The following is a 24,019-nucleotide window of genomic DNA, read 5'->3' on the forward strand; positions in this document are numbered from 1 at the left end:
CGGAACGGGCGGTGGTGCTTCGTAGTGGGGGTCTGACAGGTGTCAACAGGGGGCGTACGGCTGCGTCAGTGCGCCGGTTTGAGCGGGAGCAGGGCGCTGATGCGGAATCCTCCGCCTGGACGCGGGCCCGCGTCCAGGGTGCCGCCGACCATACCGACCCGCTCGCGCATTCCGATCAGGCCATGCCCCTGGCCGTCCGCGCCGCCCTCCTCGTACAGCTCGTGCGGGGCGCCCTTGCCGTCGTCCTCGATGAGCAGGCCGAGCCCGTCGTCGAAGTAGACCAGCCGCACGCTCGCGCCCGCGTTGGGCCCGCCGTGCTTGCGGGTGTTGGTGAGCGCCTCCTGCACGATCCGGTACGCGGTCAGCTCCACGCCGCTGGGCAGCGGGCGCGGGGTGCCCTCGACCTTGAAGTCGACCGGGAGGCCGGAGCTGCGGCACTTCTCGATGAGGTCGTCGATCTGCTCGACGTCGGGCTGCGGGACGTACTCCCCGCCCTCCTGGTGCTCGCCGGTGCGCAGCACGCCCAGCAGGCGGCGCATCTCGGCGAGGGCCTGACGGCCGGTGGAGGAGATCGTCTCCAGGGCCTTCTTGGCCTGGTCGGGGGCGGCGTCGAGGACGTAGGCGGCGCCGTCGGCCTGCACCACCATCACCGACACGTTGTGCGCGACGACGTCGTGCAGCTCGCGCGCGATCCGGGCCCGCTCGGCGGCCACCGCGACCTTCGACTGCGCCTCGCGCTCCTTCTCCAGGCGGGCCGCGCGCTCCTCCAGCTGGGCGAAGTAGGCGCGCCGGGTGCGCATGGAGTCACCGAGCACCCAGGCGAGCGCGAAGGGCACTGTCTGGAAGACCGCTATGGCGATGTGCCCGGCGAAACCGGACTCCGGCGCCGGCCAGCGGATCTGTGCGAGGGTCGCCGCGACGAGGCTGACGGCGAGGGCGAGCCGCGAGGCCCAGCGGGCACCGATCGCCGCGACGGTGTACGTGATCACCAGCATCGCGAAGTCGGCGAGGGTCGTCCCCACGTCCAGGACCAGCTGGGCCAGCCCGGTCGCGCAGGCGGCCAGCAGCATCGCCTCCGGATGACGGCGGCGCAGCGCGACGACGACGCCCAGGACCAAGGACACGGTCATCGCCGCGGCGATCGATCCGTGGTGCCCCGGCGCCCCGTTCAGATTGACCACGCTCAGGCCGGACAGCCCGAGCAGGGTGACGGCCCAGAAGGAGTCGACCCAGGTCGGGTGGCGGCGGAGGAAGTCATAAAGGCGCTGCACGTAACCCAGAGTAGGGAAACGAGATGCGTGCAGGGGTCAACCGGAGGGCCGATCCCCACCCGGCACGCGTACTCCGCAAGGTGGAGGGAGTGATCATCTGTGCGCCTAGTCTGTTCCGGTGACGGATGAGACGGCACCGGAAGCGGAACGGCCCGCCGGCGACGGGCACGACGCTCACGACCGGGACGAGGCCCGCGACCGGCCCGGCCGGCGCGACGGAACGGAGCGGCGCGGCTGGCGTGCGGCGACCGAGGCGGCGCTGTACGGGCCCGGCGGCTTCTACCGCCGCCCGGAGGGCCCGGCCGGCCACTTCCGTACGTCCGTGCACGCCTCCCCGCTGTTCGCGCAGGCCGTGGCCCGGCTGCTGTGCCGGGTCGACGAGGCGCTGGGGCGGCCCTCGGCGCTGGACTTCGTCGACATGGGCGCGGGGCGCGGCGAGCTGGTCACCGGGGTGCTGGCCGCCCTGCCGGCCGACGTGGCCGCCCGCACGCGCGCGTACGCCGTCGAACTCGCCGACCGCCCTGCCGTACTGGACGAACGCATCATCTGGCGGAACACTCCCCCGGCCGCCGTCACGGGGCTGCTGTTCGCCAACGAGTGGCTGGACAACGTGCCCGTGGACGTCGCCGAGGTCGATCCCGCGGGCGTGCCCCGGCTGGTGCTCGTCGCCGACGACGGCACCGAGCGGCTCGGGGAGCCGGTGACCGGAGCGGCGGCGGACTGGCTCGCCCGGTGGTGGCCGCTGCCCGCCGAGGAGGGGCTGCGCGCGGAGATCGGGCTGCCCCGGGACCTGGCGTGGGCGTCGGCGGTGGACCGGGTGGTGCGGGGGCTCGCGGTGGCCGTGGACTACGCGCACACCGTCGACGCGCGCCCCCCGTTCGGGACGCTCACCGGCTTCCGGGAGGGGCGCGAGACGGCGCCCGTGCCGGACGGGTCGTGCGACATCACGGCGCACGTCGCGCTGGACGCGTGCGCGGCGGCCTCCACGGCACACACGCGCTCGTGCACGCCTCAGGACGCGGCGCGCACGCCCTCCGACACGGCACAGAAGCTCCTCGGCACAGCGCACACGACACCCTCCGCGCGCCTCCTCACGCAACGCGCCGCTCTGCGCGCCTTGGACATCACCGGCGCACGCCCCCCGCTCACGCTGGCCTCCACAGACCCTTCCGCCTACGTGCGCGCCCTCGCGAGCGCCGGGGAAGCTGCCGAACTCACCGCCCCGGGCGGTCTCGGCGACTTCGGCTGGCTGGTCCAGCCGGTTGGAATTCCGGACCCGCTCGCCTGAGCCGAGCGGCATCCCGGGACTGGCCTAAACGACATCCCGGACCTGCCTATTTGTCGATGTCGCCCACCACGAAGAACATCGAACCCAGGATCGCCACCATGTCCGCCACCAGCGTCCCCGGCAGCAGTTCGGTCAGCACCTGGATGTTGTTGTACGAGGCCGAGCGCAGCTTCAGCCGGTACGGCGTCTTCTCGCCCTTGCTGACCAGGTAGTAGCCGTTGATGCCGAGCGGGTTCTCGGTCCACGCGTACGTGTGCCCCTCGGGGGCCTTCAGCACCTTCGGCAGCCGCTGGTTGATCGGCCCGGGCGGCAGCTCGGCGAGCCGGTCCAGACAGGCGTCGGCGAGGTCGAGCGCGTTGTGGGCCTGCCCCAGGAGCACCTCGAAGCGGGCGAGGCAGTCGCCCTCGCCCCGGGTGACGACCTCCAGGGTGTCCTGGAGATCGCCGTACGCCAGGTACGGCTCGTCACGACGCAGGTCGAAGTCGACGCCCGAGGCGCGCGCGATGGGCCCGCTCACGCCGTAGGCGTGCACGGTCTCCGGGGCCAGCACGCCCACCGCGCGCGTACGCCCCCGGAAGATCTCGTTGCCGAGCACCAGGTCGTCGAAGACGTCCATGCGTGAGCGCACGGCGGCGACGGCGGCACGCGCGCGTGCGGTCCAGCCGGCCGGCAGGTCCTCCTTGAGGCCGCCGATGCGGTTGAACATGTAGTGCATACGGCCGCCGGAGACTTCCTCCATGACGTTCTGGAGCACTTCGCGCTCGCGGAACGCGTAGAACACCGGGGTGATGCCGCCCAGCTCCAGCGGGTAGGAGCCGAGGAACATCAGGTGGTTCAGGACGCGGTTCAGCTCGGCGAGCAGCGTGCGCGTCCACACCGCCCGCTCGGGCACCTCCATGCCGAGCATCCGCTCCACGGCGAGGACCACGCCCAGCTCGTTCGAGAACGCCGACAGCCAGTCGTGGCGGTTGGCGAGCACGATGATCTGCCGGTAGTCGCGGGCCTCGAAGAGCTTCTCGGCGCCGCGGTGCATGTAGCCGATCACCGGCTCCGCGTGCACGATGCGCTCCCCGTCCAGCACGAGCCTGAGCCGCAGCACGCCGTGCGTGGACGGGTGCTGGGGCCCGATGTTGAGCACCATGTCGGTGCTCTCCGCGGCACCGCCGATCCCGACCGTGGTCTCCGTCGTAGGAGTCATGGCCCCAGTCTCCCCTACGTACGCTGGGCCCATGGAAACGGGGAGCCCGGAGGAGACCGGGATACCGGGGGACGAGTTGGTGTGGCGGGGCCTGCAGCCCGCTCTGGTGCGGGTGCGCCGGCTGTTCGTGGTCGGGGGGACGGTGGTGCTCGCGGTCGCCGCCGGGCTGCTGCTGGGCCTGCTCGTGGGGCCCGCGTGGGCGGCCTTCGCGCTGCTGCCGCTGGCCTTCGCCGCATGGTGCTGGAGGCTGCTGGAGCGCAACTGGCGCTCGTGGCGGTACGCCGAGCGCGCGGACGACCTGCTGATCAGCCGCGGTGTCCTGTGGCGCGAGGAGACGGTGGTGCCGTACGGGCGGATGCAGATGGTGGAGGTCACCTCCGGACCCGTCGAGCGGCGCTTCGGGCTGGCGACCGTGGAGCTGCACACGGCGGCCGCCGCGACCGACGCCACCATCCCCGGCCTGGACCCGGCCGAGGCGGAACGGCTGCGCGACCGGCTCACCGAGCTGGGCGAGGCGCGATCGGCGGGCCTGTGACGACCCCGGACCACGACGAGGAGATACCCGCGCCTGTGCCGGTGACCGAGCGCCGGCTGCACCCCGTCACGCCGTTCCGCCGGGCCTGGGCGCCGGTCGCCGTACTCGCCGGATGGGCGGTGCACGACCCGAACGGGACGCAGCAGCAGCTGGCCCGGCTGACCACCACCGTGCTGCTGCTGGGGCTCGCGGTGCTGGTGCCGGTGGCCGGCCTCTACGGCTTCCTGTCCTGGTGGTTCACGCGGTTCGCGGTCACCGACACCGAACTGCGCATCCGGACCGGCCTGTTGTTCCGGCGCACCGCGCACATCCGCCTGGAGCGCGTCCAGGCCGTGGACGTCTCCCGGCCCCTCCTCGCGCGCCTGGCCGGCGTCGCGAAGCTGCGGATCGACGTCGTGGGCGCCGACGACAAGGACGAACTGGCCTTCCTGGGCGAGCAGGAGGCGCGCGCCCTGCGTGCGGAGCTGCTGGCGCGCGCGGCGGGTTTCGCGCCCGAGACGGCGCGCGAAGTCGGCGAGGCGCCGGCGCAGGAGCTGTTGCGCGTGCCCCCGCGCGCGCTGGCGATCTCCCTGCTGCTGACGGGCGCCACCTGGGGCTCGCTGTGCGCCGCGCTCGTCGTCCCGACCGTGCTGTGGCTCACCACCCACAACCTGTGGACGGTCCTCGCCACCGCCCTCCCGCTGTTCGGCGCGGTCGGCGCGAGCAGCGTGGGACGGTTCGTCGGCGAGTTCGACTGGACGGTGAGCGAGTCACCGGACGGACTGCGCATCGACCACGGGCTGCTCGACCGTTCACACGAGACGGTCCCGCCCGGCCGGGTGCAGACCGTGCGGTTCGTGGAGCCCCTGCTGTGGCGGCGGCTGGGCTGGGTGCGGGTGGAACTGGACGTGGCCGGGTCCGCCAACTCGGTGCTGGTGCCGGTCGCTCCGCGCCCGATCGCCGAGTCGGTCGTCGCGCGCGTGCTGCCCGGCGTGACCGTGCCTCAGGAACTGGCACGCCCGCCGCGGCGGGCCCGCTGGTGCGTGCCGGTGTGGTGGCGCGGGCACCGCCTCGCGGTCACCGACGCGGTGTTCGCCACCCGGCACGGCCTGCTCCGTCGCCGGCTCTCGCTGGTCCCGCACGCCAAGGTGCAGAGCGTGCGACTGACCCAGGGCCCCTGGCAGCGCCTCTGGCGGCTCGCGGACGTCCATGTGGACACGGGGGCCGACAAGACCGTCACGGCCCGCTCGCGGGACGCCCAGCAGGCCGCGCGGCTCCTGCACGCCCAGGCGGAGAGGTCCCGTACGGGCCGCCGGGACGCCCGCCCCGACCGCTGGATGACCTCGGGCTGACCTCGGGATGACCTCGGAATGACCTCGGAATGACAGGAGGCCCGGCTCCCTGTGCGGGAAGCCGGGCCTCGTGCCTGCCTGCTGAGGGACTCAGGAAGCCGCGCTGCGCAGCCCCTGTACGTCGATCTGCTCGGTCTCGTCGTGCGCGGTCAGGTCGATGACCTGGCCGACGCCGTGCTCCTGCGCTCCGGCGGGCTTGAAGTCGGCCTCGGCCTCAGCCTTGTGCACGGCGAGGGCCTCGGCGCCGACGACATCGGCGAGATCCTCGTTCTGCACGGAGTCCAGCGCGGCCTTCGGCGCGCCCTTCTGGGTGCCGAAGAAGTCGAAACCGCCCTCGACCACCGGGCGCCGCGCGGGCGCGGCCGGTACGACGGCCACCGCGGTCGGCACGGTGAAGTGCCCGGCGGGCGGGCGGCCCACCGGCTTGGCGGGCTCGACCGGTGCGGTGGTGGTGGCGGCCACGCGCGTGTGCCCGTCGGCCGCCAAGGGCTGCCCCTGCGCCTCCTCCTCCTGGGCGTCCGGCGCACCGGCCTCGCTCCGAGGATCACCGGCACCGTCCGTCACACCTTCGGCCGCGCCTTCTTCGGTGCCTTCCACGGCAACGCCTCCGGCGAGTTCCGCAGCGCCCTTCGGACGGGCGGCGGAATCGGCCTCCACCGCGTCGGACCTGCGAACATCTGCCGTGCTCGCCGCGAGAAGGCCCGCATCCGCCCCGGCCACGCCGGCATCCGCGCCGGTCTCGGGCGCCACCGCCTCCGCAGCCGTGTCCCCGGACGTCACGGCCTCAGCAGCCGCCACCTCGGAAACCGCAGCATCGGAACCCGCGGCTTCGGAAACCGCGGTCTCGTCGTGCTCGGCAGCGGCCCCCTCCGCAGCCTCTGCGGCCTCTGCGGCCTCCGGCACGGACTCGGCCGAAACCTCGCCGTCGAACCGGACCAGGGCCGTCAGGGCCTGCCGGTACAGCCGTGCGCCCTCGGACGAGAACACCGCCCGCGCCGGCGGCTCGTCCGCGCCGTCCGCCTCGGCCTCACCGGCGGCGCCGGCCGTCTCGGCGGACTCGTGCGCCGTCTTCGTCCCGGTCGGCTCCGGCTCGGCGCGACGCGCGGGCGGCAGCGCGAGCGAGGACGAGGGCGCGGCCGACTCGATCTCCAGCAGCCGGCGGCCTTCCAGGGCGCTCGCGCGCTCGGTCTCCGCCGTGGCGTACCGGCGCAGCAGGGCCGCGTGCTCGTTGCGCAGGCCCGCGAGCTCCGTGCGCTTGGCACGCAGCCGCTGCTCCAGCTTCGCGCGCAGTTCGCGCGACTCCTCCAGGTCGGTCTCCAGTTCGGCGACCCGCTCCTCGTAGCGCCATTCGTCGCCGGCACGCGCGCGTGTGAGCTCGGCGACCCGCTTGCCCGCCTGTGTGTCCCAGCGGCGCATCACGACCGCGCCGACGACCGCCGTCGCGGCGGCGGCAGCGGCCAGGGCGCGCAGCACCATGGCCTCGGTGAACACCCAGGGACCCAGCGCGCAGACGATGGACACACCGGCGATCGCCGAGGCAGGCAACAGCCGGTGCAGAGGTGGGGAATGGCGGTGGCGTCCACGTGGCATGGCCAGAAACTTACCGCGCGTAGGCGAATCGTGGGCCCCCGCCCCGTAAAAACACGGCCACATGTCCGGCTTCACAGAGTGTCGGGCCCAGGGGGTTCAGTGGGCGACCAGTCGTGAGCTGAGCCACTGGAGCGTGCTGGGGATCTCCCGCTTCCAGGTGTTGAAGTTGTGCCCGCCGCTGGGAAGGATGATCGACGAAATCCTGGTCACGTTCGTGTCCTGCACACTCTTGATGAATTTGAGCGTGTCCTTGTAATTGTGCTCACCGACCTTGCTGCTGGTGACGAGCAGCGACGTCTCGGGCGCGGTCAGATTCTTGATCGTCCAGAAGAGGTCGGCACGGTTCTGCAGGTTCTTGTTGCCGTGGAAGAGATCCCCGGTGGTCGGGTCGATCGGCGCCTTGTAGTACGGCGAAAGGCCCGCGGCGGCCGCGTACGAACCCGGGTGGTGCATGGCGATCTTCAACGCGCAGTAACCACCGGTCGAGTCGCCGACGATGCCCCAGCTGGCAGGCGTCTTGTCAACCCGGTAGTGCGCCATCACCGCGTCACGCAGATCCTTCGCGAAGAAGGTCTCGGCCTGCGGGCCACCGGGCACGTCGACGCACTCGGTGTCCCGCGGCGGCGCCACGGTCGGCCGCATCATCACCAGGATCATCGGCTGCATCTTCCCCTGCTTGGCCAGCTGCTGCGCCGTCGTGGGGTAATGCAGCTTGTCCACCAGGGCCTGGGCCGTACCGGGGTAACCGGTCAGCACGACCGACACCGGGAACTTGCGCCCGCGGTTCTGCGACTGGAAATACTCCGGCGGCAGGTACACGAACGCCGGCGTCGACAGATGGGTCGAACGACCGATGATGTCGACCTTCTGGACCTGCCCGGCCACCTGCGGCATCGAACTGCTCACACCGATGACCCGGGACGTGGAGACCACCTGGATGGGGCTGTTACTGCCCCCGGCTATGTGATCCACGACCACCCCCTGGCCGTTCTCCTGACCGAACAGGTCCGCCCAGCTCGCATAGAAACCGAAGGCCTGATTCGTGGCGAGTCCCACCGAGGAGAAGACCGCAAGCTGCGTGGCGAGCAGCAGGCCGACCCGCCCGAGGACGGCCCGCCAGTTCTGCCGCGCCAGCCGCGGCCACAGCCAGACCGTACCGGCGAACAGAACGGCGGCGATCACGACCGCCAGCATCAGCACTTTGTTGCTCGTCAGACCCATGGGCTGCTTCCTGCCTGCGCTCTCCGCCCGGCACGTGCCCACGCACCGTCGCGAGGGCTTGCCCGGGGCTTTCCTTGACCTTTGACCCGACTTTCCGGTGAGGAGTGAACCTCTCTCCCCGAGACACCGTCCTAGAGGGCGCAATGTCGCCGGATGCCCGATCGGGCCCGGGTTCAAGGTCTCTCGCAGAACTACGGGATGCGATGTCTGTCAGGATAGATGGGGAAATGTCGGGCGAGGTTCCGAGCCGATCAAGCCGGGCGCGGCGCATACTGCGCGGCCCGCGCCCCGAGGCCGTTCCCGTCCTGGTCGGCAGGGCGGCCGCGCTCGTGGGCGTCCTGGACATTGCCGCGGGTGTGTTCCCGCGCTTCCGTCACAGCCGTATGCACGCTATCGCCGAGGTGCTGCCGGGCTCGTTCGGGCCCTTCGCCGCAGCGCTCTCGCTGAGTGCCGGCGTGCTGTTGCTGCTGCTCGCGCACGGGATCAAGCGGCGCAAGCGCCGGGCATGGCGGGCCGCGGTCGCGCTGCTGCCGGCAGGTGCGGCGGCGCAGTTCGCCTACCGGCACTCGATCGTCGGCGTGCTGATCGCGGTCGCGCTGCTCGTGCCGCTGCTGCTCCATCGTGACCAGTTCTCGGCCCTGCCGGACCCGCGCAGCAGGTGGCGAGCTCTTACCAACTTCGTACTTATGAGTGCCGGTTCCCTGGTCCTCGGCCTCGTGATCGTCAGCGTGCACCCGCACCGGACGATCGGTGACCCGAGCCTGGCCGACCGACTGACGCACGTCGTCTACGGCCTGTTCGGCTTCGAGGGCCCGGTCGACTACCAGGGCAACACGTCCTGGACCGTCGCCTTCTCGCTCGGCGCGCTCGGCTGGATCACCGCCGTCACCACCATCTACCTGGCGTTCCGCCCCGAGCACCCGGCCGCGCGCCTCACCGAGGAGGACGAGTCCCGGCTGCGGGCCCTGCTGGAGAAGCACGGCAGCCGCGACTCCCTCGGCCACTTCGCGCTGCGCCGTGACAAGGCCGTCGTCTTCTCGCCCAGCGGCAAGGCCGCGGTCACCTACCGCGTCATCTCCGGTGTGATGCTCGCCAGCGGCGACCCCATCGGTGACGTCGAGGCCTGGCCCGGCGCGATCGAGCGCTTCATGGACGAGGCCAAGGCCCACTCCTGGACCCCGGCCGTCGTGGGCTGCTCGGAGACGGGCGGCGAGGTGTGGACCCGGGAGACGGGCCTGGACGCCCTGGAGCTGGGCGACGAGGCGGTGGTGGACGTCGCGGATTTCTCGCTCGCCGGACGCGCGATGCGCAACGTACGACAGATGGTCAAGCGCATCGAGCGGGCCGGCTACGAAACCCGAGTACGGCGCATCCGTGACGTCGGCGAGGCCGAGCTGGAGCGCATCCGCCGGGCCGCGGAGGACTGGCGCGGCACCGACACCGAGCGCGGCTTCTCGATGGCTCTCGGCCGCATCGGCGACCCCTCCGACGGCGACTGCCTGATCGCCACCGCGCACAAGCAGGACGACGAGCCCGGCGAGTACGGCGACCTGAAGGCGGTCCTGCACTTCGTGCCCTGGGGCAAGGACGGCGCGTCGCTGGACCTGATGCGCCGCGACCGCAGCGCCGACCCCGGCATGAACGAACTGCTGATCGTCGCCGCCCTGCAGGCCGCGCCGAAGTTCGGCATCGCCCGGGTCTCGTTGAACTTCGCGATGTTCCGCTCCGCCCTCGCGCGCGGGGAGAAGATCGGCGCCGGTCCGGTGCTGCGTGCCTGGCGCGGGCTGCTGGTGTTCCTCTCGCGCTGGTTCCAGATCGAGTCGCTGTACAAGTTCAACGCCAAGTTCCAGCCGCGCTGGGAACCGCGGTTCATGGTCTACCGCGCCACGACGGACCTGCCCCGCATCGGCTTCGCCACCATGCAGGCGGAGGGCTTCGTCGACCTCGCGCTCCCGCTCCCGCGCGCCCTGCGCCGGCGCAAGGCGGCAGCCGAGCGCCCCTGCGCGCACTCCCTCGCGGAAACGGACATGCGCGCGGCCTGAGCGCCGTGCCACGACGCTGAGCACCGCGCAAGCGAGCGGTGCGACCGAGGACCGGCCCGGGCGGGCGTCCCACCCCTCCAGCTCGGGGTCTCCGCCCGGGCCGCCGCGCATTCCCGGCGCCCCGCTGGGCCTACGCTGAACGTATGAACAGCCACAGCGGGCGCGGCCAGGCGCCCGGCTTTCCGCCATGGGACCGGTGCGCGGTCATGGGTGTGGTCAACGTCACCCCCGACTCCTTCTCCGACGGCGGCCGCTGGTTCGACACGACCGCCGCCGTGAAGCGCGGCCTGGACCTCGTGTCCGAAGGCGCAGACCTGGTCGACGTCGGCGGCGAGTCCACCCGCCCCGGCGCCACCCGCGTCGACGAGGCCGAGGAACTCCGGCGGGTCGTCCCGGTCGTCCGCGGCCTCGCCTCCGAAGGCGTCGTCGTCTCCGTCGACACCATGCGCGCCTCCGTCGCCGAGCAGTCCCTCGCGGCCGGCGCCGCCCTCGTCAACGACGTCAGCGGCGGCCTCGCCGACCCCGCGATGATCCCGGCGGTCGCCGACACGGGCGCCCCGTTCGTCGTCATGCACTGGCGCGGCTTCCTCCAGGGCGACAGCGTCAGGGGCGTCTACGAGGACGTCGTCACCGAAGTCGTGGACGAGCTGCACGCACGCGTGGAGGCCGTTCTGGCGGGCGGGATCGCGCCCGACCGCATCATCGTCGACCCCGGCCTCGGCTTCTCCAAGGACGCCGAGCACGACCTCACGCTCCTCGCCCACCTCGACCGCCTGCGCGCCCTCGGGTACCCCCTGCTCGTGGCCGCCTCCCGCAAGCGGTTCCTCGGCCGCGTCCTCGCCGGCCCGGACGGCGCGCCCCCGCCGGCCCGCGAGCGCGACGCCGCCACGGCCGCCGTCTCCGCACTCGCGGCGCACTCCGGCGCGTGGGCGGTGCGCGTACACGAGGTGCGCGCCACCGCGGACGCGGTACGGGTCGCGCGCGCCGTGGAACAGGCGCGGACGGCGGGGTCGGCGCCGGGCGCGGGAGCGGGAAGTGAACGCGGGGCGCGTGATGCACAGCACACGCTGGGCGCCGCGGGCGAGCGCGGGGCGGAAGGAGCCCGGTGAGCGCCCCTCATACCGACGTCGAACAGGTGGAGGCCGCCAACACCGCCTTCTACGAGGCGATGGAACGCGGTGACTTCGAGGAGCTGTCCTCGCTCTGGCTCACCCCCGCCGACCTGGGCGTCGACGAGGAGTACCACGACCCGGCGGACACTGGCGTGATCTCCTGCGTCCACCCCGGCTGGCCGGTGCTCACCGGCCGCGGCGAGGTCCTCAGGTCGTACGCCCTGATCATGGCCAACACCGACTACATCCAGTTCTTCCTCACCGATGTGCACGTCTCCGTCACCGGCGACACCGCGCTGGTGACCTGCACCGAGAACATCCTCAGTGGCGGCCCCGCCCCGAAGGACGGCGCGGAACTGGGACCGCTGGTCGGCCAGCTCGTCGTCGCCACGAACGTGTTCCGGCGCACGCCCTCCGGCTGGAAGCTCTGGTCGCACCACGCCTCCCCCGTCCTGGCGGAGAGCGACGACGAGAACGGGGAGAGCGGCGTCGACGGCGTGAATCCGGACGACGAACCCCTCGGCTGAGCGGGCGGCCCCCGGCACAGGGAGGAAGAAGTGGTTGGAATCACCTACCCCGGGGTAGGAGCCGCTACCAACCCATGACACCGCCGGGTTTTCCCGGGGAAACACGAGATGAACCCTCGTGCTCCCGGCCCGGGCCCGCGCCCCGCAGCCCGGCTTTGTCAGTGCCCGCAGGTAGATTCGTCTGAAGCCGGTGTGCCGCCCGCACGCGGTACGGGCCGGTCATTCCCGACGATTGCAGGAGTGATTCGCGTGGATCGTGTCGCGCTGCGCGGCCTCAAGGCCCGCGGGCACCACGGCGTGTTCCCCAAGGAGCGCGAGGAGGGCCAGACCTTCATCGTCGACCTCGTCCTGGGGCTGGACACCCGGTCGGCCGCGGCCGACGACGACCTGGCGAAGACCGTGCACTACGGCGTCGTGGCCGAGGAGGTCGCGGCCGTGGTGGGGGGCGAGCCGGTGGATCTCATCGAGACTCTCGCCGAGCGGATCGCCCAGACCTGCCTGAAGCACGAAGGGGTCCAGGAGGTGGAGGTGTGCGTCCACAAACCGGACGCGCCGATCACCGTCCCCTTCGACGATGTGACCGTCACCATCACCCGGAGCCGAGTATGACCCGATCTTTCCTCCAGGGTCACAGCGACCCGACCGTCCAGCCGGTGCCCGCCTCGGTCGTCGAGCAGGTCGACGCGGCCGACACGACCCTGCAGAACCCCAAATGGGCCGTGATCTCCATCGGCTCCAACCTCGGCAACCGTCTGGAGACCCTCCAGGGTGCCGTCGACGCCCTGGAGGACACCCCCGGTGTCCGCGTGAAGGCCGTCTCCCCGGTGTACGAGACCGAGCCCTGGGGCGTGGCGCCCGGCAGCCAGCCGTCGTTCTTCAACGCCGTCGTGGTCCTCAAGACCACTCTGCCCCCCGCCTCCCTCCTGGAGCGGGCGCACGCCATCGAGGAGGCGTACCAACGCGTCCGCGACGAGCACTGGGGCCCGCGCACCCTGGACGTCGACATCGTCGCCTACGCCGACGTCACCTCCGACGACCCGCAGCTCACCCTGCCCCACCCGCGCGCCCACGAGCGCGCCTTCGTGCTCGCCCCCTGGCACGACGTGGACCCCGAAGCCCAGCTGCCCGGCCGCGGCACGGTGGCCGAACTGCTGTCCGTCGTCACCCGAGAGGGTGTCGCGCCCCGCGCGGACCTGGAACTCCGACTGCCCGAGTAGTCGTTAAGGTCAAGACGACAAGGTCGACACGACCGCAGTCCGGACCGGTCCGGGGGAGCTGAAGGGACACCGTGAGAGAGCTGCGCATCAGGGTGCTGGCGGGCGTGTTCGTCGTGGCCGGCATCCTGTCCTGGGCGGGCGCCCGCCTCTGGAACTCGATCGGGACCCTTCCCAGCGTCCCCCTGGCCGCGCCCATCGTGCTCGCCCTGATCGCGGTGGTCCTGCTGTCGACGGCGCTCTCGCTGCGCGCCCGCTTCAAGGCCCAGCGCGAGCGACGCCCCGGCGCGAAGGGCGTCGACCCGCTGATGGCCGCCCGCGCGGTCGTCTTCGGCCAGGCCAGCGCCCTGGTCGCCGCCCTCGTCGCCGGCATGTACGGCGGCACGGGCGTCTTCCTGCTGGAGCTGCTCGACATCCCGGTCCGCCGCGACCAGGCCCTCTACGCCGGCTTCTCGGTCCTGGCGGGCATCGGCGTGATAGCTGCGGCCATGTTCCTGGAGCGGGTGTGCAAGCTCCCGGAGGACGACGACCAGAACCCCCCGGGGGCAGAGCCGGCGGCATGACCGCCTGAGTGTCACCGGGTCAGCGCGCCATGATGAGGCTCATCGCCTCATTCCGTGTGGCCACGTTCCGCAGCTGGCCACGGACGGCCGACGTTATGGTCTTCGCCCCCGGCTTGCGGATGCCGCGCATGGACATGCACATGTGCTCGCACTCGATGACCACGATCACGCCTCGCGGCTCCAGGATCGTCATCAGGGAGTCGGCGATCTGCGTCGTGAGACGTTCCTGCACCTGGGGGCGGCGCGCGAAGACGTCCACGAGCCGGGCCAGCTTGGACAGACCGGTGATCTTCCCGGACGTCGACGGGATGTAACCGACGTGCGCGACTCCGCGGAACGGCACCAGATGATGCTCACAGGTGCTGTAGACCTCGATGTCCTTCACCAGGACCATCTCGTCGTGCCCCAGGTCGAACGTCGTCGTCAGGACGTCCTCGGGCTTCTGCCACAGGCCCGCGAAGATCTCCTTGTACGCCCGTGCCACCCGAGCCGGGGTCTCCCGCAGGCCTTCGCGCTCCGGGTCCTCGCCGACCGCGATCAGCAGCTCGCGTACGGCGTTCTCGGCGCGCTTCTCGTCGAACTCGCCGATGTGGCCCTCGCCGTCCAGCGTCACGGGGTCGGTCATCTGGTTCCTCGTTCCTGAGCCTTCACATGTGACGGCAGCCACATGTTCACCTTGCGGACATAAGAACGCCGCGCCCCCAGGCTAAAACCTGGTGGACGCGGCGTTCATTCCGGGCCGGTTGGCCGAAAAGCCGTCAGCTCTCCGGGCGGTCCTCCGGGGTCTGGTCCGTCACCGGGGCCGACTCCGTGGCGGTGGCCTTGACCGTGCTGATCGCGGCCGTCGCGCCGTTCGCACCGTTGGTCAGTGCCAGCTCCTTCGGGGAGAGCACCGGCGGGCGGGTGGACGGGGTGCGGCGCGAGGAACCGGTCCACGCGGGCCGCGGCGGGCGCTTGACGATCGGGGCGAAGATCTCGGCGATCTCCTCCTTGCCCAGGGTCTCCTTCTCCAGCAGGTGAAGGACGAGCTGGTCGAGCACGTCGCGGTTCTCGACCAGGATCTCCCAGGCCTCGTTGTGCGCGTTCTCGATGAGCTTCTTGACCTCTTCGTCGACCAGCGCGGCGACCTCTTCCGAGTAGTCGCGCTGGTGAGCCATCTCACGGCCGAGGAACGGCTCGCTGTTGTCGCCGCCGAACTTGATGGCGCCGAGCCGCTCGGTCATGCCGTACTGGGTGACCATCGCGCGGGCCAGGTTGGTGGCCTTCTCGATGTCGTTCGCGGCGCCGGTCGTCGGGTCGTGGAAGACCAGTTCCTCGGCCGCGCGGCCGCCCAGCATGTAGCCGAGCTGGTCGAGCATCTCGTTGCGCGTGGTCGAGTACTTGTCCTCGTCGGGCAGAACCATCGTGTAACCGAGGGCGCGGCCGCGGGACAGGATCGTGATCTTGTGGACCGGGTCGGAGTTCGGCGAGGCCGCCGCGACCAGGGCGTGACCGCCCTCGTGGTACGCGGTGATCTTCTTCTCCTTGTCCGACATGATCCGGGTCCGCTTCTGCGGGCCCGCGACCACGCGGTCGATCGCCTCGTCCAGCGCCTTGTTGTCGATCAGCTTCTGGTCGCCGCGGGCGGTGAGCAGCGCTGCCTCGTTCAGCACGTTCGCGAGGTCGGCACCGGTCATGCCCGGGGTGCGGCGGGCGACGGCGGACAGGTCGACGTCGGGCGCGACCGGCTTGCCCTTCTGGTGAACCTTGAGGATCTCCAGGCGGCCCTGCAGGTCCGGCGGGTCGACCGCGATCTGGCGGTCGAAGCGGCCGGGGCGCAGCAGCGCCGGGTCGAGGATGTCGGGCCGGTTGGTGGCGGCGATCAGGATGACGCCGCCCTTGACGTCGAAGCCGTCCATCTCGACGAGCAGCTGGTTCAGCGTCTGCTCGCGCTCGTCGTGACCACCGCCGAGGCCGGCGCCGCGGTGGCGGCCGACCGCGTCGATCTCGTCGACGAAGACGATCGCCGGGGCGTTCGCCTTGGCCTGCTCGAACAGGTCACGGACCCGGGAGGCACCGACACCGACGAACATCTCGACGAAGTCGGAACCGGAGATCGAGTAGAAGGGGACGCCCGCCTCGCCGGCGACGGCGCGCGCGAGCAGGGTCTTGCCCGTACCCGGGCGGCCGTAGAGCAGCACGCCCTTGGGGATCTTGGCGCCGACGGCCTGGAACTTCGCCGGCTCCTGCAGGAACTCCTTGATCTCGTGGAGCTCCTCGACGGCCTCGTCACAGCCGGCGACGTCGGAGAACGTCGTCTTCGGGGTGTCCTTGGTGATGAGCTTGGCCTTGGACTTGCCGAAGTTCATCACCCGGGAGCCGCCGCCCTGCATCTGATTCATCAGGAACAGGAAGACGACCACGATCAGGACGAAGGGCAGCAGGGAGAGCAGGACGCCGACGAACGGGTTCTGCTTGGACGGCGAGACCGTGTAGCCGTCGGGGATCTGCTTGTCCTGGTACTTGGTCTGCAGCGTGCCGGCAATCGTCACGCCCTGGTCGCCGATGTAGCTCGCCTGGATCTTCGAGCTGCCCTCGACCTTCTGGCCGTCCTTGAGCGTGACCTTGATGCTCTGCTCGTCACCGGTGGTGAGCTTGGCCGACTGGACCTTGTTGGCGTTGATCGCCGCCACGACCTGGCCGGTGTCCACCGTCTTGTAGCCGCCGGACGAGCCGACGACCTGCATCAACACGACCACGGCAAGGACGGCCAGCACGATCCACATGACCGGCCCACGGAAGTATCGCTTCACGTCCATCCATACGGAGCGGTGTCGCCCCGTCCCTCCTGCCATAGTGAGTTTGATAAGACAGTTCTTCTGACGGTACCCCAGCATGGATGCCCGAAGCCGCACGAAGTTGCTTCGACGGCGGGGAAACCCGTCTCTGCATGCTTCAACGGCACGGAACCCGCCGGGGTTCCCGATCGTCCTACAGGGCTTGAGCCGACTGGCTCAGCCGCCGTAGACGTGGGGCGCGAGCGTACCGACGAACGGCAGGTTGCGGTACTTCTCGGCGTAGTCGAGGCCGTAGCCGACGACGAACTCGTTCGGGATGTCGAAGCCGACCCACTCGACGTCGATGGCGACCTTGGCCGCGTCGGGCTTGCGCAGCAGCGTGCACACCTTCAGGGAGGCGGGCTCGCGGGAGCCGAGGTTGTTGATCAGCCAGGACAGGGTCAGGCCGGAGTCGATGATGTCCTCGACGATCAGGACGTGCTTGCCCTTGATGTCGGTGTCGAGGTCCTTGAGGATCCGCACGACACCGGAGGACTGGGTGCCCGCGCCGTAGGAGGACACGGCCATCCAGTCCATGGTGAGGGGGGTGGACAGCGCCCGCGCGAGGTCCGCCATGACCATCACGGCGCCCTTGAGGACGCCGACGATGAGCAGGTCCTTGCCCTCGTACTCCGCGTCGATCTTCGCGGCCAGCTCGGCCAGCTTCGCGTCGATCTCTTCTTTGCTGATGAGCACCTGCTGGAGGTCGGCACCCATGTCGTTCGCGTCCACCCGCATCACTTTCGGTCGTCCCGCACTTACGGCCGCAGTCACGGCCACCGGCTGCCCGGGCCGGCCGCCGGAGGGTCGCTCCGCGGGGCCGGGATTCAGCCTTGCCGAATCACCAGTCTGCCACCCTGGCGCTGGGCGACGACTCTGCCCGGGAGATTGATGGCTCCCTGACCGCGCCAGCCGGTGATCAGGCGGTCGACTTCCTCGATGTGCCGGGCGAACAGCGAACCGGCCGGAGCACCGGCCTCGATGGCCGCGCGGCGCAGGATCCGGCGGCGTACGGCGGGCGGGAGGGCGTAGAGCTTGGCGCATTCCAGCAGGCCCGTGGCGTCGCGTACGGAGGCCTCGGCCTGGCAGGCCCAGGCGTCGAGGGCGTCGGCGTCGTCGCGGGAGAGCTGGGCGGTGCGGGCGAGCGCCTCCACGACTCCTTTGCCGAGGGCCTTCTCCAGCGCGGGCAGGCCTTCGTGCCGGAGCCGGGAGCGGGTGTAGGCCGGGTCGGCGTTGTGCGGGTCGTCCCAGACCGGGAGCGACTGGGCCATGCAGGCCTTGCGGGCGGTCTGCCGGTCGAGCGCCAGGAAGGGCCGCCGGTAGCGGCCGCCGGCCCCCGAGACCGCGGCCATTCCGGACAGGGAGCGGATGCCGGAGCCGCGGGCGAGGCCCAGCAGGACGGTTTCGGCCTGGTCGTCGCGGGTGTGGCCGAGCAGGACCGTGGCGGCCCCGTGGCGTTCGGCCACGGCGTCGAGGGCGGCGTAGCGGGCGTCGCGGGCGGCGGCTTCCGGTCCGCCGTCGCGGCCGACGGTGACGGTGACGGACTCGACCGGGTCGAGGCCGAGTTCCCGCAGGCGCAGGGCCACTTCGTCGGCGCGGAGGCCGGAGCCGGGCTGGAGGCCGTGGTCGACGGTGACGCCTCCGGCGCGGATGCCGAGTCTGGGCGCCTCGAAGGCGAGGGCGGAGGCGAGGGCCATGGAGTCGGCGCCGCCGGAGCACGCGACGAGCACGAGCGGGGAGGGGGGCCGCTCGGCTGTCCGGTCCAGGCGCTCGCCGGTGGCCTGTCGGCCGAGCCCGCCGGGGGTGTGGAGGTCGTTGAGGATGTCGTGGAGGACGCGGCGGACCGCCAGGCGTATCGCCGCGACCGCAGGATGGGGACCCATGTCCGGTTCCCTTCATGAAGTTTTCGGGGGGTGAACCCGAGTCGGTCACTCAGAGTGTGTAGATGGTGACAGAACCAGGCGGTTCCCCGAGCATTGCACGCCTACGCATGGCTCACGGTCCCTCGGACGGGTGATTGGAGGGGCGTTCGCCTGCCGCAGGCCGGATTCCATTCACGACGTGTCCATGCCGTTCACGACTCGGCCTTGCGATGCACCCGCGCGACCCAGTCCGCCGGTTTGGCGATCTCCGCCTTGGTGGGAAGGGTGTTGGGCGAGGTCCACACGCGGTTGAAGCCGTCGGTGCCGACCTGCTCGACGACGGCTCGTACGAACCTCTCGCCGTCCCGGTACTGCCTCAGTTTGGCATCCAGACCCAGCAGCTTGCGCAGGGCGAGATCGAGACGGGAGGCGCCCTTGGCGCGACGCTGCTGGAACTTCTCGCGGATCTCCGAGACGGTCGGTACGACGCTGGGTCCGACGCCGTCCATGACGTAGTCGGCGTGCCCCTCCAGCAGGGACATGACGGCGGTGAGGCGGCTGAGGATCTCGCGCTGGGCCGGGGTCTGCACCAGTTCCACGAAGGAGCGGCCGCCGTCGTCCTCCTCGCCCTCGGGGCGGCCTCCGGCGAGGGACTGGGCGGCTTCCCTGATGCGCTCCAGGAAGGTCATCGGGTCGACGTCGGTCTCCGCCAAGAACGACTGGATTTCGCCCTCCAGGTGGTCGCGCAGCCAGGGCACGGCCGTGAACTGGGTGCGGTGGGTCTCCTCGTGCAGGCACACCCAGAGGCGGAAGTCGTGCGGCTCGACGTCGAGTTCGCGCTCGACGTGGACGATGTTGGGGGCGACGAGCAGGAGGCGGCCGCCGCCGCTCTCGCCGGCGGGGAGGTCGCGGCCGGCGGGGGCGAAGGTCTCGTACTGGCCGAGGACGCGGGAGGACAGGAACGAGAGCAGCATGCCCAGTTCCACGCCGGTGACCTTGCCGCCGACGGTGCCGAGGACCGCGCTGCCGGCGCTGCCGGCGCGGCGTTCCTGCATCTTCTCCAGGAGCGGTTTGAGGATCTCGCGGAAGCCGGCGACGTTGGCGCGGACCCAGCCGGGGCGGTCGACCACGAGGACCGGGGTGTCGTGGGTCTCCTCTGTGCCCATACGAGTGAAGCCCCGGACGTGTTCCTCCGAGGCTTTCGCGTGCCGGCGCAGCTCCGCGACGACGGCGCGTGCCTCGTCACGGCTGACGTCGGGGCCCGGCCGTACGAGCCGCGTCGCGGTTGCCACCGCGAGGTTCCAGTCGACCATCCCGGGAGATGTGGTGCCACCGAAGCCAGTCATGCTGTCAACCGTACGGGACCGCTCCCGCTTGGGGCAGGCCATGAGGGGTGGCAGGGGCGGGGGTCGTCGGGCGGGCACCCGGCACGGCAGCGGGATCCGCTACCTGCAGCCGCAGTTCGCCAGTGCCGTCGCCGTCTTGTCCAGGGCCGACTCGGCCTCCGTGGGGCTGGTCGTGCCGGAGGCCATGAAGGCGAAGGCCAGGAGGTGGCCGTCGGCGTCCACGACCGTGCCGGCGAGGGTGTTCACCCCGGTCAGGGTGCCGGTCTTGGCGCGTACGACGCCTGCCGCGCTGTCGGTGTAGCGGTCGGCGAGGGTGCCGGTGAAGCCGGCCACGGGCAGGCCGGTGAGGACGGGGCGCAGGCCGGGGCGTTCGGGGTCGCCGGCCGTGACGAGGAGGCCGGTCAGGAGGCCGGCGGTGAGCCGGTCGTCGCGGTCGAGGCCGCTGCCGTCGTGGAAGGAGGCGCCGGACATCGGCAGGCCGAGCTTGGTCAGCCGTGCGGAGATCGCCTTGGCGCCGCCGTCGAAGCTGCCGGGTTCGCCGCTGGCGAGGGCCGTCTGGCGGGCCAGGTGCTCGGCGATGTCGTTGTCGCTGTTGGTCAGCATGCGCTCGACCAGGGTGGACAGCGGGGGCGAGGAGACCGTGGCGAGGGTCTCCGCGCGCGTGCTGGCCTTGGAGGGGCCGGGCGGTGTGGTGGTGATGCCGGCGGCGTCCAGGAAGCCCGCGAACTCGCCGGCCGCCGCCTGCGCCGGGTCGCTCGCGCGGGCTGCCGGACCGCTGGTGGAGTCGTCGGCGCGGCCCTCGTCGGCGGTGAGGGCGCTCACGGGTGCCAGGTTGTCGTTGACGCCGATGGGGTGCAGGGCGGGGCCGGAGTAGAGGGTCGTGTCGTAGGAGAGCGTGACCTTGTGGATGCCGCGCCGCTGAAGTGCCTTCGCGGCGTTCGCGGCCAGCGTGCGCAGGCTGGCCCAGCCGTCGGACGCCTCGTGCGCGGTGAGGGTGGGGTCGCCGCCACCGACCAGGACGAGTTCGCCGGTGTCGGGTTCGAGGGCCGCGCGCGTGGTGAGGCGGTGGTCGGGGCCCAGGGCGGACAGGGCGGCGACCGCGGTGGCGATCTTGGTCGTGGAGGCCGGGGTGAGGGCTTTGTCGGCGCCGGCGTCGTACACGCGCGTGCCGGTGGCCACGTCGACGACGGCGGCCGTGTGCGTGTCGCCCAGCGCGGAGGCGCTCAGAAGGGGCCCCAGGACGTCGGAGAAGGCTTTTCCGCCCGGGGCGGCCTGCAGGGTGCCGGCGGCGCTCCTCGCGGCGTCCAGGCCCACCAGGACGGGCGCGGCGCTCGGCGCGGGCCGGGGCGCCCCCGCCGCCGTACCGGATCCGCCGTGATCTGCGCCACCTGACCGCTGCAGGGCGACCGCCCGGTCCCGCTCGGCCGTACGCTGACCGTCGGCGTCCCAGGGGCCGGCCACGGTCACCACGCCGGCGGCGAGTGCGAGGCCGGCGGTGGCGGCGCCCGCAGTGTACTGCCAGGTCCTGACGGACCGGGGACGCCGCAGGTGCGGGGGGCGGGGCCCACGGGCCCGGGTCCACCGTGCGAGGTGCGGTTTCGCGGCCGTCGCGGCCCGCGCCAGACGCGGTCGTACGGCGTTCGCGATCCGCTCCAGCTGCGGTCCCGCGGCTCGCCAAGGCCTCAGCTCTGGCACGACCACCAGCCCCTTTCGCGATCACACACGTGCGTGAGGGACACTTAACCACCAGAACTATGTGCTGATCATGGAGGAGCCACCGGTGGAGTTCGACGTCACGATCGAGATCCCGAAGGGTTCGCGCAACAAGTACGAGGTGGATCACGAGACGGGTCGGATCCGCCTGGACCGTCGTCTCTTCACCTCGACCGCCTACCCGACCGACTACGGCTTCGTCGAGAACACCCTCGGCGAGGACGGCGACCCGCTGGACGCGCTGGTCATCCTGGACGAGCCGACCTTCCCGGGCTGCCTCATCAAGTGCCGTGCGATCGGCATGTTCCGGATGACGGACGAGGCCGGCGGCGACGACAAGCTGCTGTGCGTTCCGGCCACCGACCCGCGGGTGGAGCACCTGCGCGACATCCACCACGTGTCGGAGTTCGACCGCCTGGAGATCCAGCACTTCTTCGAGGTGTACAAGGACCTGGAGCCCGGCAAGTCGGTCGAGGGTGCCAACTGGGTGGGCCGCACGGACGCCGAGGTCGAGATCGAGCGGTCCTACAAGCGCTTCAAGGAGCAGGGCGGCCACTGACGCCCCTACGGCGCCGTTTCAGGCGTCTTCTGCGAAACGGGTCTCACGCGTGCGCGTGCGGCCCTTTTCGCATGCACGCACCCGTGCGGACTCGTCCGGGTGTCCATGCGCATACTGAGGCCAGCGGAAGGTGTCGTTCAGGGAGCGGTGCGAGGTGACGGAGGCGGAGGACCGCAAGCCCCGGTCGGACGAGGCGCGGTACGACCCGGAGATCACGTCCGAGTTCGCCATTCCCGCCGGGCTCGACGTCCCGAGGACGGTTCTCGAACCGGAGACGACCTCCGAGTTCGCGGTGCCGGAGGGGCTGCAGACGCCGGAGCCGCCGAGCGCCGAGCCGGAGGGGTCGGCGTTCAGCCCGCCGAGCACCTACAGCGCCAAGGACACCCTGATCGCGTTCACTCCGGCCACCGGAGTGCCGCTGGTCAGCCTGGTCAAGGACGCCCCCTGGCAGGACCGGATGCGCACGATGCTGCGCATGCCGGTGGCCGAGCGGCCCGCCCCGGAGCACGTGCAGCGCCACGAGGAGGAGGGCCCGGCCGTTCCGCGCGTCCTCGACCTGACCCTGCGCATCGGGGAGCTGCTGCTGGCCGGCGGTGAGGGCGCGGAGGACGTGGAGGCCGCGATGTTCGCGGTGTGCCGCTCCTACGGCCTGGACCGCTGCGAGCCGAACGTCACCTTCACCCTGCTGTCCATCTCGCACCAGCCGTCGCTGGTGGAGGACCCGGTGACGGCGTCGCGGACGGTACGCCGGCGGGGCACCGACTACACCCGGCTCTCAGCCGTGTTCCGGCTGGTGGACGACCTGACCGACCCGGAGGCCCATGTCTCCCTGGAGGAGGCCTACCGGCGGCTGGCGGAGATCCGCCGCAACCGGCACCCCTATCCCGGCTGGGCACTGACCCTGGCCAGCGGTCTGCTGGCCGGTGCGGCCTCCACGCTGGTCGGCGGTGATCTGATCGTGTTCGTCGCGGCCGCCCTCGGCGCGATGCTCGGCGACCGGCTGGCCTGGCTGTGTGCCGGGCGCGGACTGCCCGAGTTCTACCAGTTCACGGTGGCCGCGATGCCGCCCGCGGCGATCGGGGTGGCGTTCGCGCTGGCCCACATCGACGTCAAGGCGGCCGCCGTCGTCACCGGTGGACTGTTCGCCCTGCTGCCCGGGCGGGCCCTGGTGGCGGGCGTGCAGGACGGTCTGACCGGCTTCTACATCACCGCCGCGGCCCGCCTGCTGGAGGTCCTGTACTTCTTCGTCGGCATCGTCGCCGGCGTGCTGGTCGTCCTGTACTTCGGCGTGAAGGTCGGCGGCAAGCTCAACCCGGACGCGGCGCTCATCATCAACGAGCGGCCGCTGATCCAGATCGCGGCCTCCATGCTGCTGTCGCTGACGTTCGCGGTGCTGCTGCAGCAGGAGCGCTCGACCGTGCTGTGGGTGACGCTCAACGGGGGCGTGGCGTGGACGGTGTACGGGGCGATGCACTACGTCGGCGACATCTCGCCGGTGGCGTCCACGTTCGTGGCGGCGGGGCTGGTGGGTCTCTTCGGGCAGCTGCTGTCGCGGTACCGGTTCGCGTCGGCGCTGCCGTATACGACGGCGGCGATCGGGCCGCTGCTGCCCGGCTCCGCCACGTATTTCGGGCTGCTGAGCATGGCGCAGAACGAGGTGGACAAGGGGCTGGTGTCGCTGGCCAACGCGGCGTCGCTGGCCATGGCCATCGCGATCGGGGTCAATCTGGGGTCGGAGATCTTCCGGCTGTTCCTGCGGGTCGGCTCCCCCGGGAAGCGCCGCGCTGCCAAGCGGACCAGGGGTTTCTAGGGCCCGGGACCCCCAGACCCC

General features: G+C 71.5%; 21 protein-coding genes. 11 read left to right on the top strand and 10 right to left on the bottom strand.

Annotated elements, in window-relative coordinates; all coding sequences use genetic code 11:
* Positions 1-65: 65 nt before the first annotated feature.
* The gene (locus AB5L52_RS19630) at positions 66-1,271 is read right to left on the bottom strand and encodes a sensor histidine kinase (protein ID WP_351031685.1); all 1,206 of its coding nucleotides are present in this window, start codon (positions 1,269-1,271) and stop codon (positions 66-68) included.
* 259 nt (positions 1,272-1,530) lie between these two features.
* Here AB5L52_RS19630 and AB5L52_RS19635 point away from each other — a divergent pair, with 259 nt between their 5' ends.
* Positions 1,531-2,559: an SAM-dependent methyltransferase gene (locus AB5L52_RS19635; protein WP_369368935.1), complete on the top strand. Its 1,029-nt coding sequence runs from the start codon at positions 1,531-1,533 to the stop codon at positions 2,557-2,559.
* A gap of 46 nt (positions 2,560-2,605) precedes the next feature.
* Here AB5L52_RS19635 and AB5L52_RS19640 read toward each other — a convergent pair whose 3' ends face one another.
* Positions 2,606-3,757, bottom strand: a complete 1,152-nt coding sequence (locus AB5L52_RS19640; RefSeq protein ID WP_369365290.1) for an NADH-quinone oxidoreductase subunit D — start codon at positions 3,755-3,757, stop codon at positions 2,606-2,608.
* A gap of 31 nt (positions 3,758-3,788) precedes the next feature.
* Here AB5L52_RS19640 and AB5L52_RS19645 point away from each other — a divergent pair, with 31 nt between their 5' ends.
* The gene (locus AB5L52_RS19645; protein WP_369365292.1) at positions 3,789-4,292 is read left to right on the top strand and encodes a PH domain-containing protein; all 504 of its coding nucleotides are present in this window, start codon (positions 3,789-3,791) and stop codon (positions 4,290-4,292) included.
* A complete protein-coding gene (locus tag AB5L52_RS19650; protein WP_369365294.1) occupies positions 4,289-5,623 on the top strand; it encodes a PH domain-containing protein in 1,335 nt (444 codons plus the stop codon). Before AB5L52_RS19645 ends, AB5L52_RS19650 begins: the two co-directional genes overlap by 4 nt.
* A 90-nt stretch (positions 5,624-5,713) precedes the next feature.
* Here the strand turns inward: AB5L52_RS19650 and AB5L52_RS19655 are convergent, their stop codons facing one another.
* Positions 5,714-7,213, bottom strand: a complete 1,500-nt coding sequence (locus AB5L52_RS19655) for a hypothetical protein (protein WP_369365295.1) — start codon at positions 7,211-7,213, stop codon at positions 5,714-5,716.
* Between the two features lie 96 nt (positions 7,214-7,309).
* Positions 7,310-8,434, bottom strand: coding sequence for an alpha/beta hydrolase-fold protein (locus AB5L52_RS19660; protein ID WP_351580968.1), 1,125 nt, complete (start codon positions 8,432-8,434; stop codon positions 7,310-7,312).
* A 227-nt stretch (positions 8,435-8,661) separates the two neighbouring features.
* Here AB5L52_RS19660 and AB5L52_RS19665 point away from each other — a divergent pair, with 227 nt between their 5' ends.
* The 6 genes from AB5L52_RS19665 (at position 8,662) to AB5L52_RS19690 (ending at position 13,892) form a co-directional block, all read left to right on the top strand.
* On the top strand, positions 8,662-10,476 hold the full coding sequence (locus AB5L52_RS19665; RefSeq protein ID WP_351026207.1) for a phosphatidylglycerol lysyltransferase domain-containing protein: 1,815 nt from the start codon (positions 8,662-8,664) through the stop codon (positions 10,474-10,476).
* 143 nt (positions 10,477-10,619) lie between these two features.
* Entirely contained in the window at positions 10,620-11,585 is a 966-nt protein-coding gene (gene folP, locus AB5L52_RS19670; protein WP_369365298.1) for a dihydropteroate synthase, read from the top strand.
* Positions 11,582-12,115 carry a nuclear transport factor 2 family protein gene (locus AB5L52_RS19675; protein WP_351572609.1) on the top strand — a complete coding sequence of 178 codons (534 nt, stop codon included), beginning with the start codon at positions 11,582-11,584 and terminating at the stop codon, positions 12,113-12,115. Before folP ends, AB5L52_RS19675 begins: the two co-directional genes overlap by 4 nt.
* Before the next feature lie 249 nt (positions 12,116-12,364).
* Complete coding sequence (folB, locus tag AB5L52_RS19680; RefSeq protein ID WP_351026201.1) at positions 12,365-12,724, top strand: dihydroneopterin aldolase; 360 nt, start codon at positions 12,365-12,367, stop codon at positions 12,722-12,724.
* Complete coding sequence (folK, locus tag AB5L52_RS19685) at positions 12,721-13,332, top strand: 2-amino-4-hydroxy-6-hydroxymethyldihydropteridine diphosphokinase (RefSeq protein ID WP_351026199.1); 612 nt, start codon at positions 12,721-12,723, stop codon at positions 13,330-13,332. The genes folB and folK overlap by 4 nt, the downstream gene beginning before the upstream one ends.
* 71 nt (positions 13,333-13,403) lie before the next feature.
* Entirely contained in the window at positions 13,404-13,892 is a 489-nt protein-coding gene (locus AB5L52_RS19690; protein WP_351026197.1) for a DUF3180 domain-containing protein, read from the top strand.
* A gap of 19 nt (positions 13,893-13,911) precedes the next feature.
* Here AB5L52_RS19690 and folE read toward each other — a convergent pair whose 3' ends face one another.
* From folE to dacB, 6 genes are all read right to left on the bottom strand, one after another.
* A complete protein-coding gene (folE, locus tag AB5L52_RS19695) occupies positions 13,912-14,517 on the bottom strand; it encodes a GTP cyclohydrolase I FolE (RefSeq protein ID WP_351026195.1) in 606 nt (201 codons plus the stop codon).
* Between the two features lie 133 nt (positions 14,518-14,650).
* Complete coding sequence (gene ftsH / locus AB5L52_RS19700) at positions 14,651-16,690, bottom strand: ATP-dependent zinc metalloprotease FtsH (RefSeq protein WP_351026193.1); 2,040 nt, start codon at positions 16,688-16,690, stop codon at positions 14,651-14,653.
* A gap of 195 nt (positions 16,691-16,885) precedes the next feature.
* Entirely contained in the window at positions 16,886-17,446 is a 561-nt protein-coding gene (gene hpt / locus AB5L52_RS19705) for a hypoxanthine phosphoribosyltransferase (protein WP_351026191.1), read from the bottom strand.
* An 89-nt stretch (positions 17,447-17,535) separates the two neighbouring features.
* Positions 17,536-18,591, bottom strand: coding sequence for a tRNA lysidine(34) synthetase TilS (gene tilS / locus AB5L52_RS19710; RefSeq protein WP_369365302.1), 1,056 nt, complete (start codon positions 18,589-18,591; stop codon positions 17,536-17,538).
* A 191-nt stretch (positions 18,592-18,782) separates the two neighbouring features.
* Positions 18,783-19,916, bottom strand: coding sequence for a zinc-dependent metalloprotease (locus AB5L52_RS19715; protein WP_369365304.1), 1,134 nt, complete (start codon positions 19,914-19,916; stop codon positions 18,783-18,785).
* A 99-nt stretch (positions 19,917-20,015) separates the two neighbouring features.
* Positions 20,016-21,617 (bottom strand): D-alanyl-D-alanine carboxypeptidase/D-alanyl-D-alanine-endopeptidase, encoded by a 1,602-nt coding sequence (gene dacB / locus AB5L52_RS19720; protein WP_369365306.1) that lies wholly within the window; start codon positions 21,615-21,617, stop codon positions 20,016-20,018.
* Between the two features lie 79 nt (positions 21,618-21,696).
* Here dacB and AB5L52_RS19725 point away from each other — a divergent pair, with 79 nt between their 5' ends.
* On the top strand, positions 21,697-22,188 hold the full coding sequence (locus AB5L52_RS19725) for an inorganic diphosphatase (RefSeq protein ID WP_046730908.1): 492 nt from the start codon (positions 21,697-21,699) through the stop codon (positions 22,186-22,188).
* Between the two features lie 154 nt (positions 22,189-22,342).
* Positions 22,343-23,998 (top strand): threonine/serine exporter family protein, encoded by a 1,656-nt coding sequence (locus AB5L52_RS19730; protein ID WP_351572591.1) that lies wholly within the window; start codon positions 22,343-22,345, stop codon positions 23,996-23,998.
* The last annotated feature ends 21 nt before the right edge of the window (positions 23,999-24,019 follow it).

This window comes from Streptomyces sp. CG4 (assembly GCF_041080655.1).
Classification (GTDB): domain Bacteria; phylum Actinomycetota; class Actinomycetes; order Streptomycetales; family Streptomycetaceae; genus Streptomyces.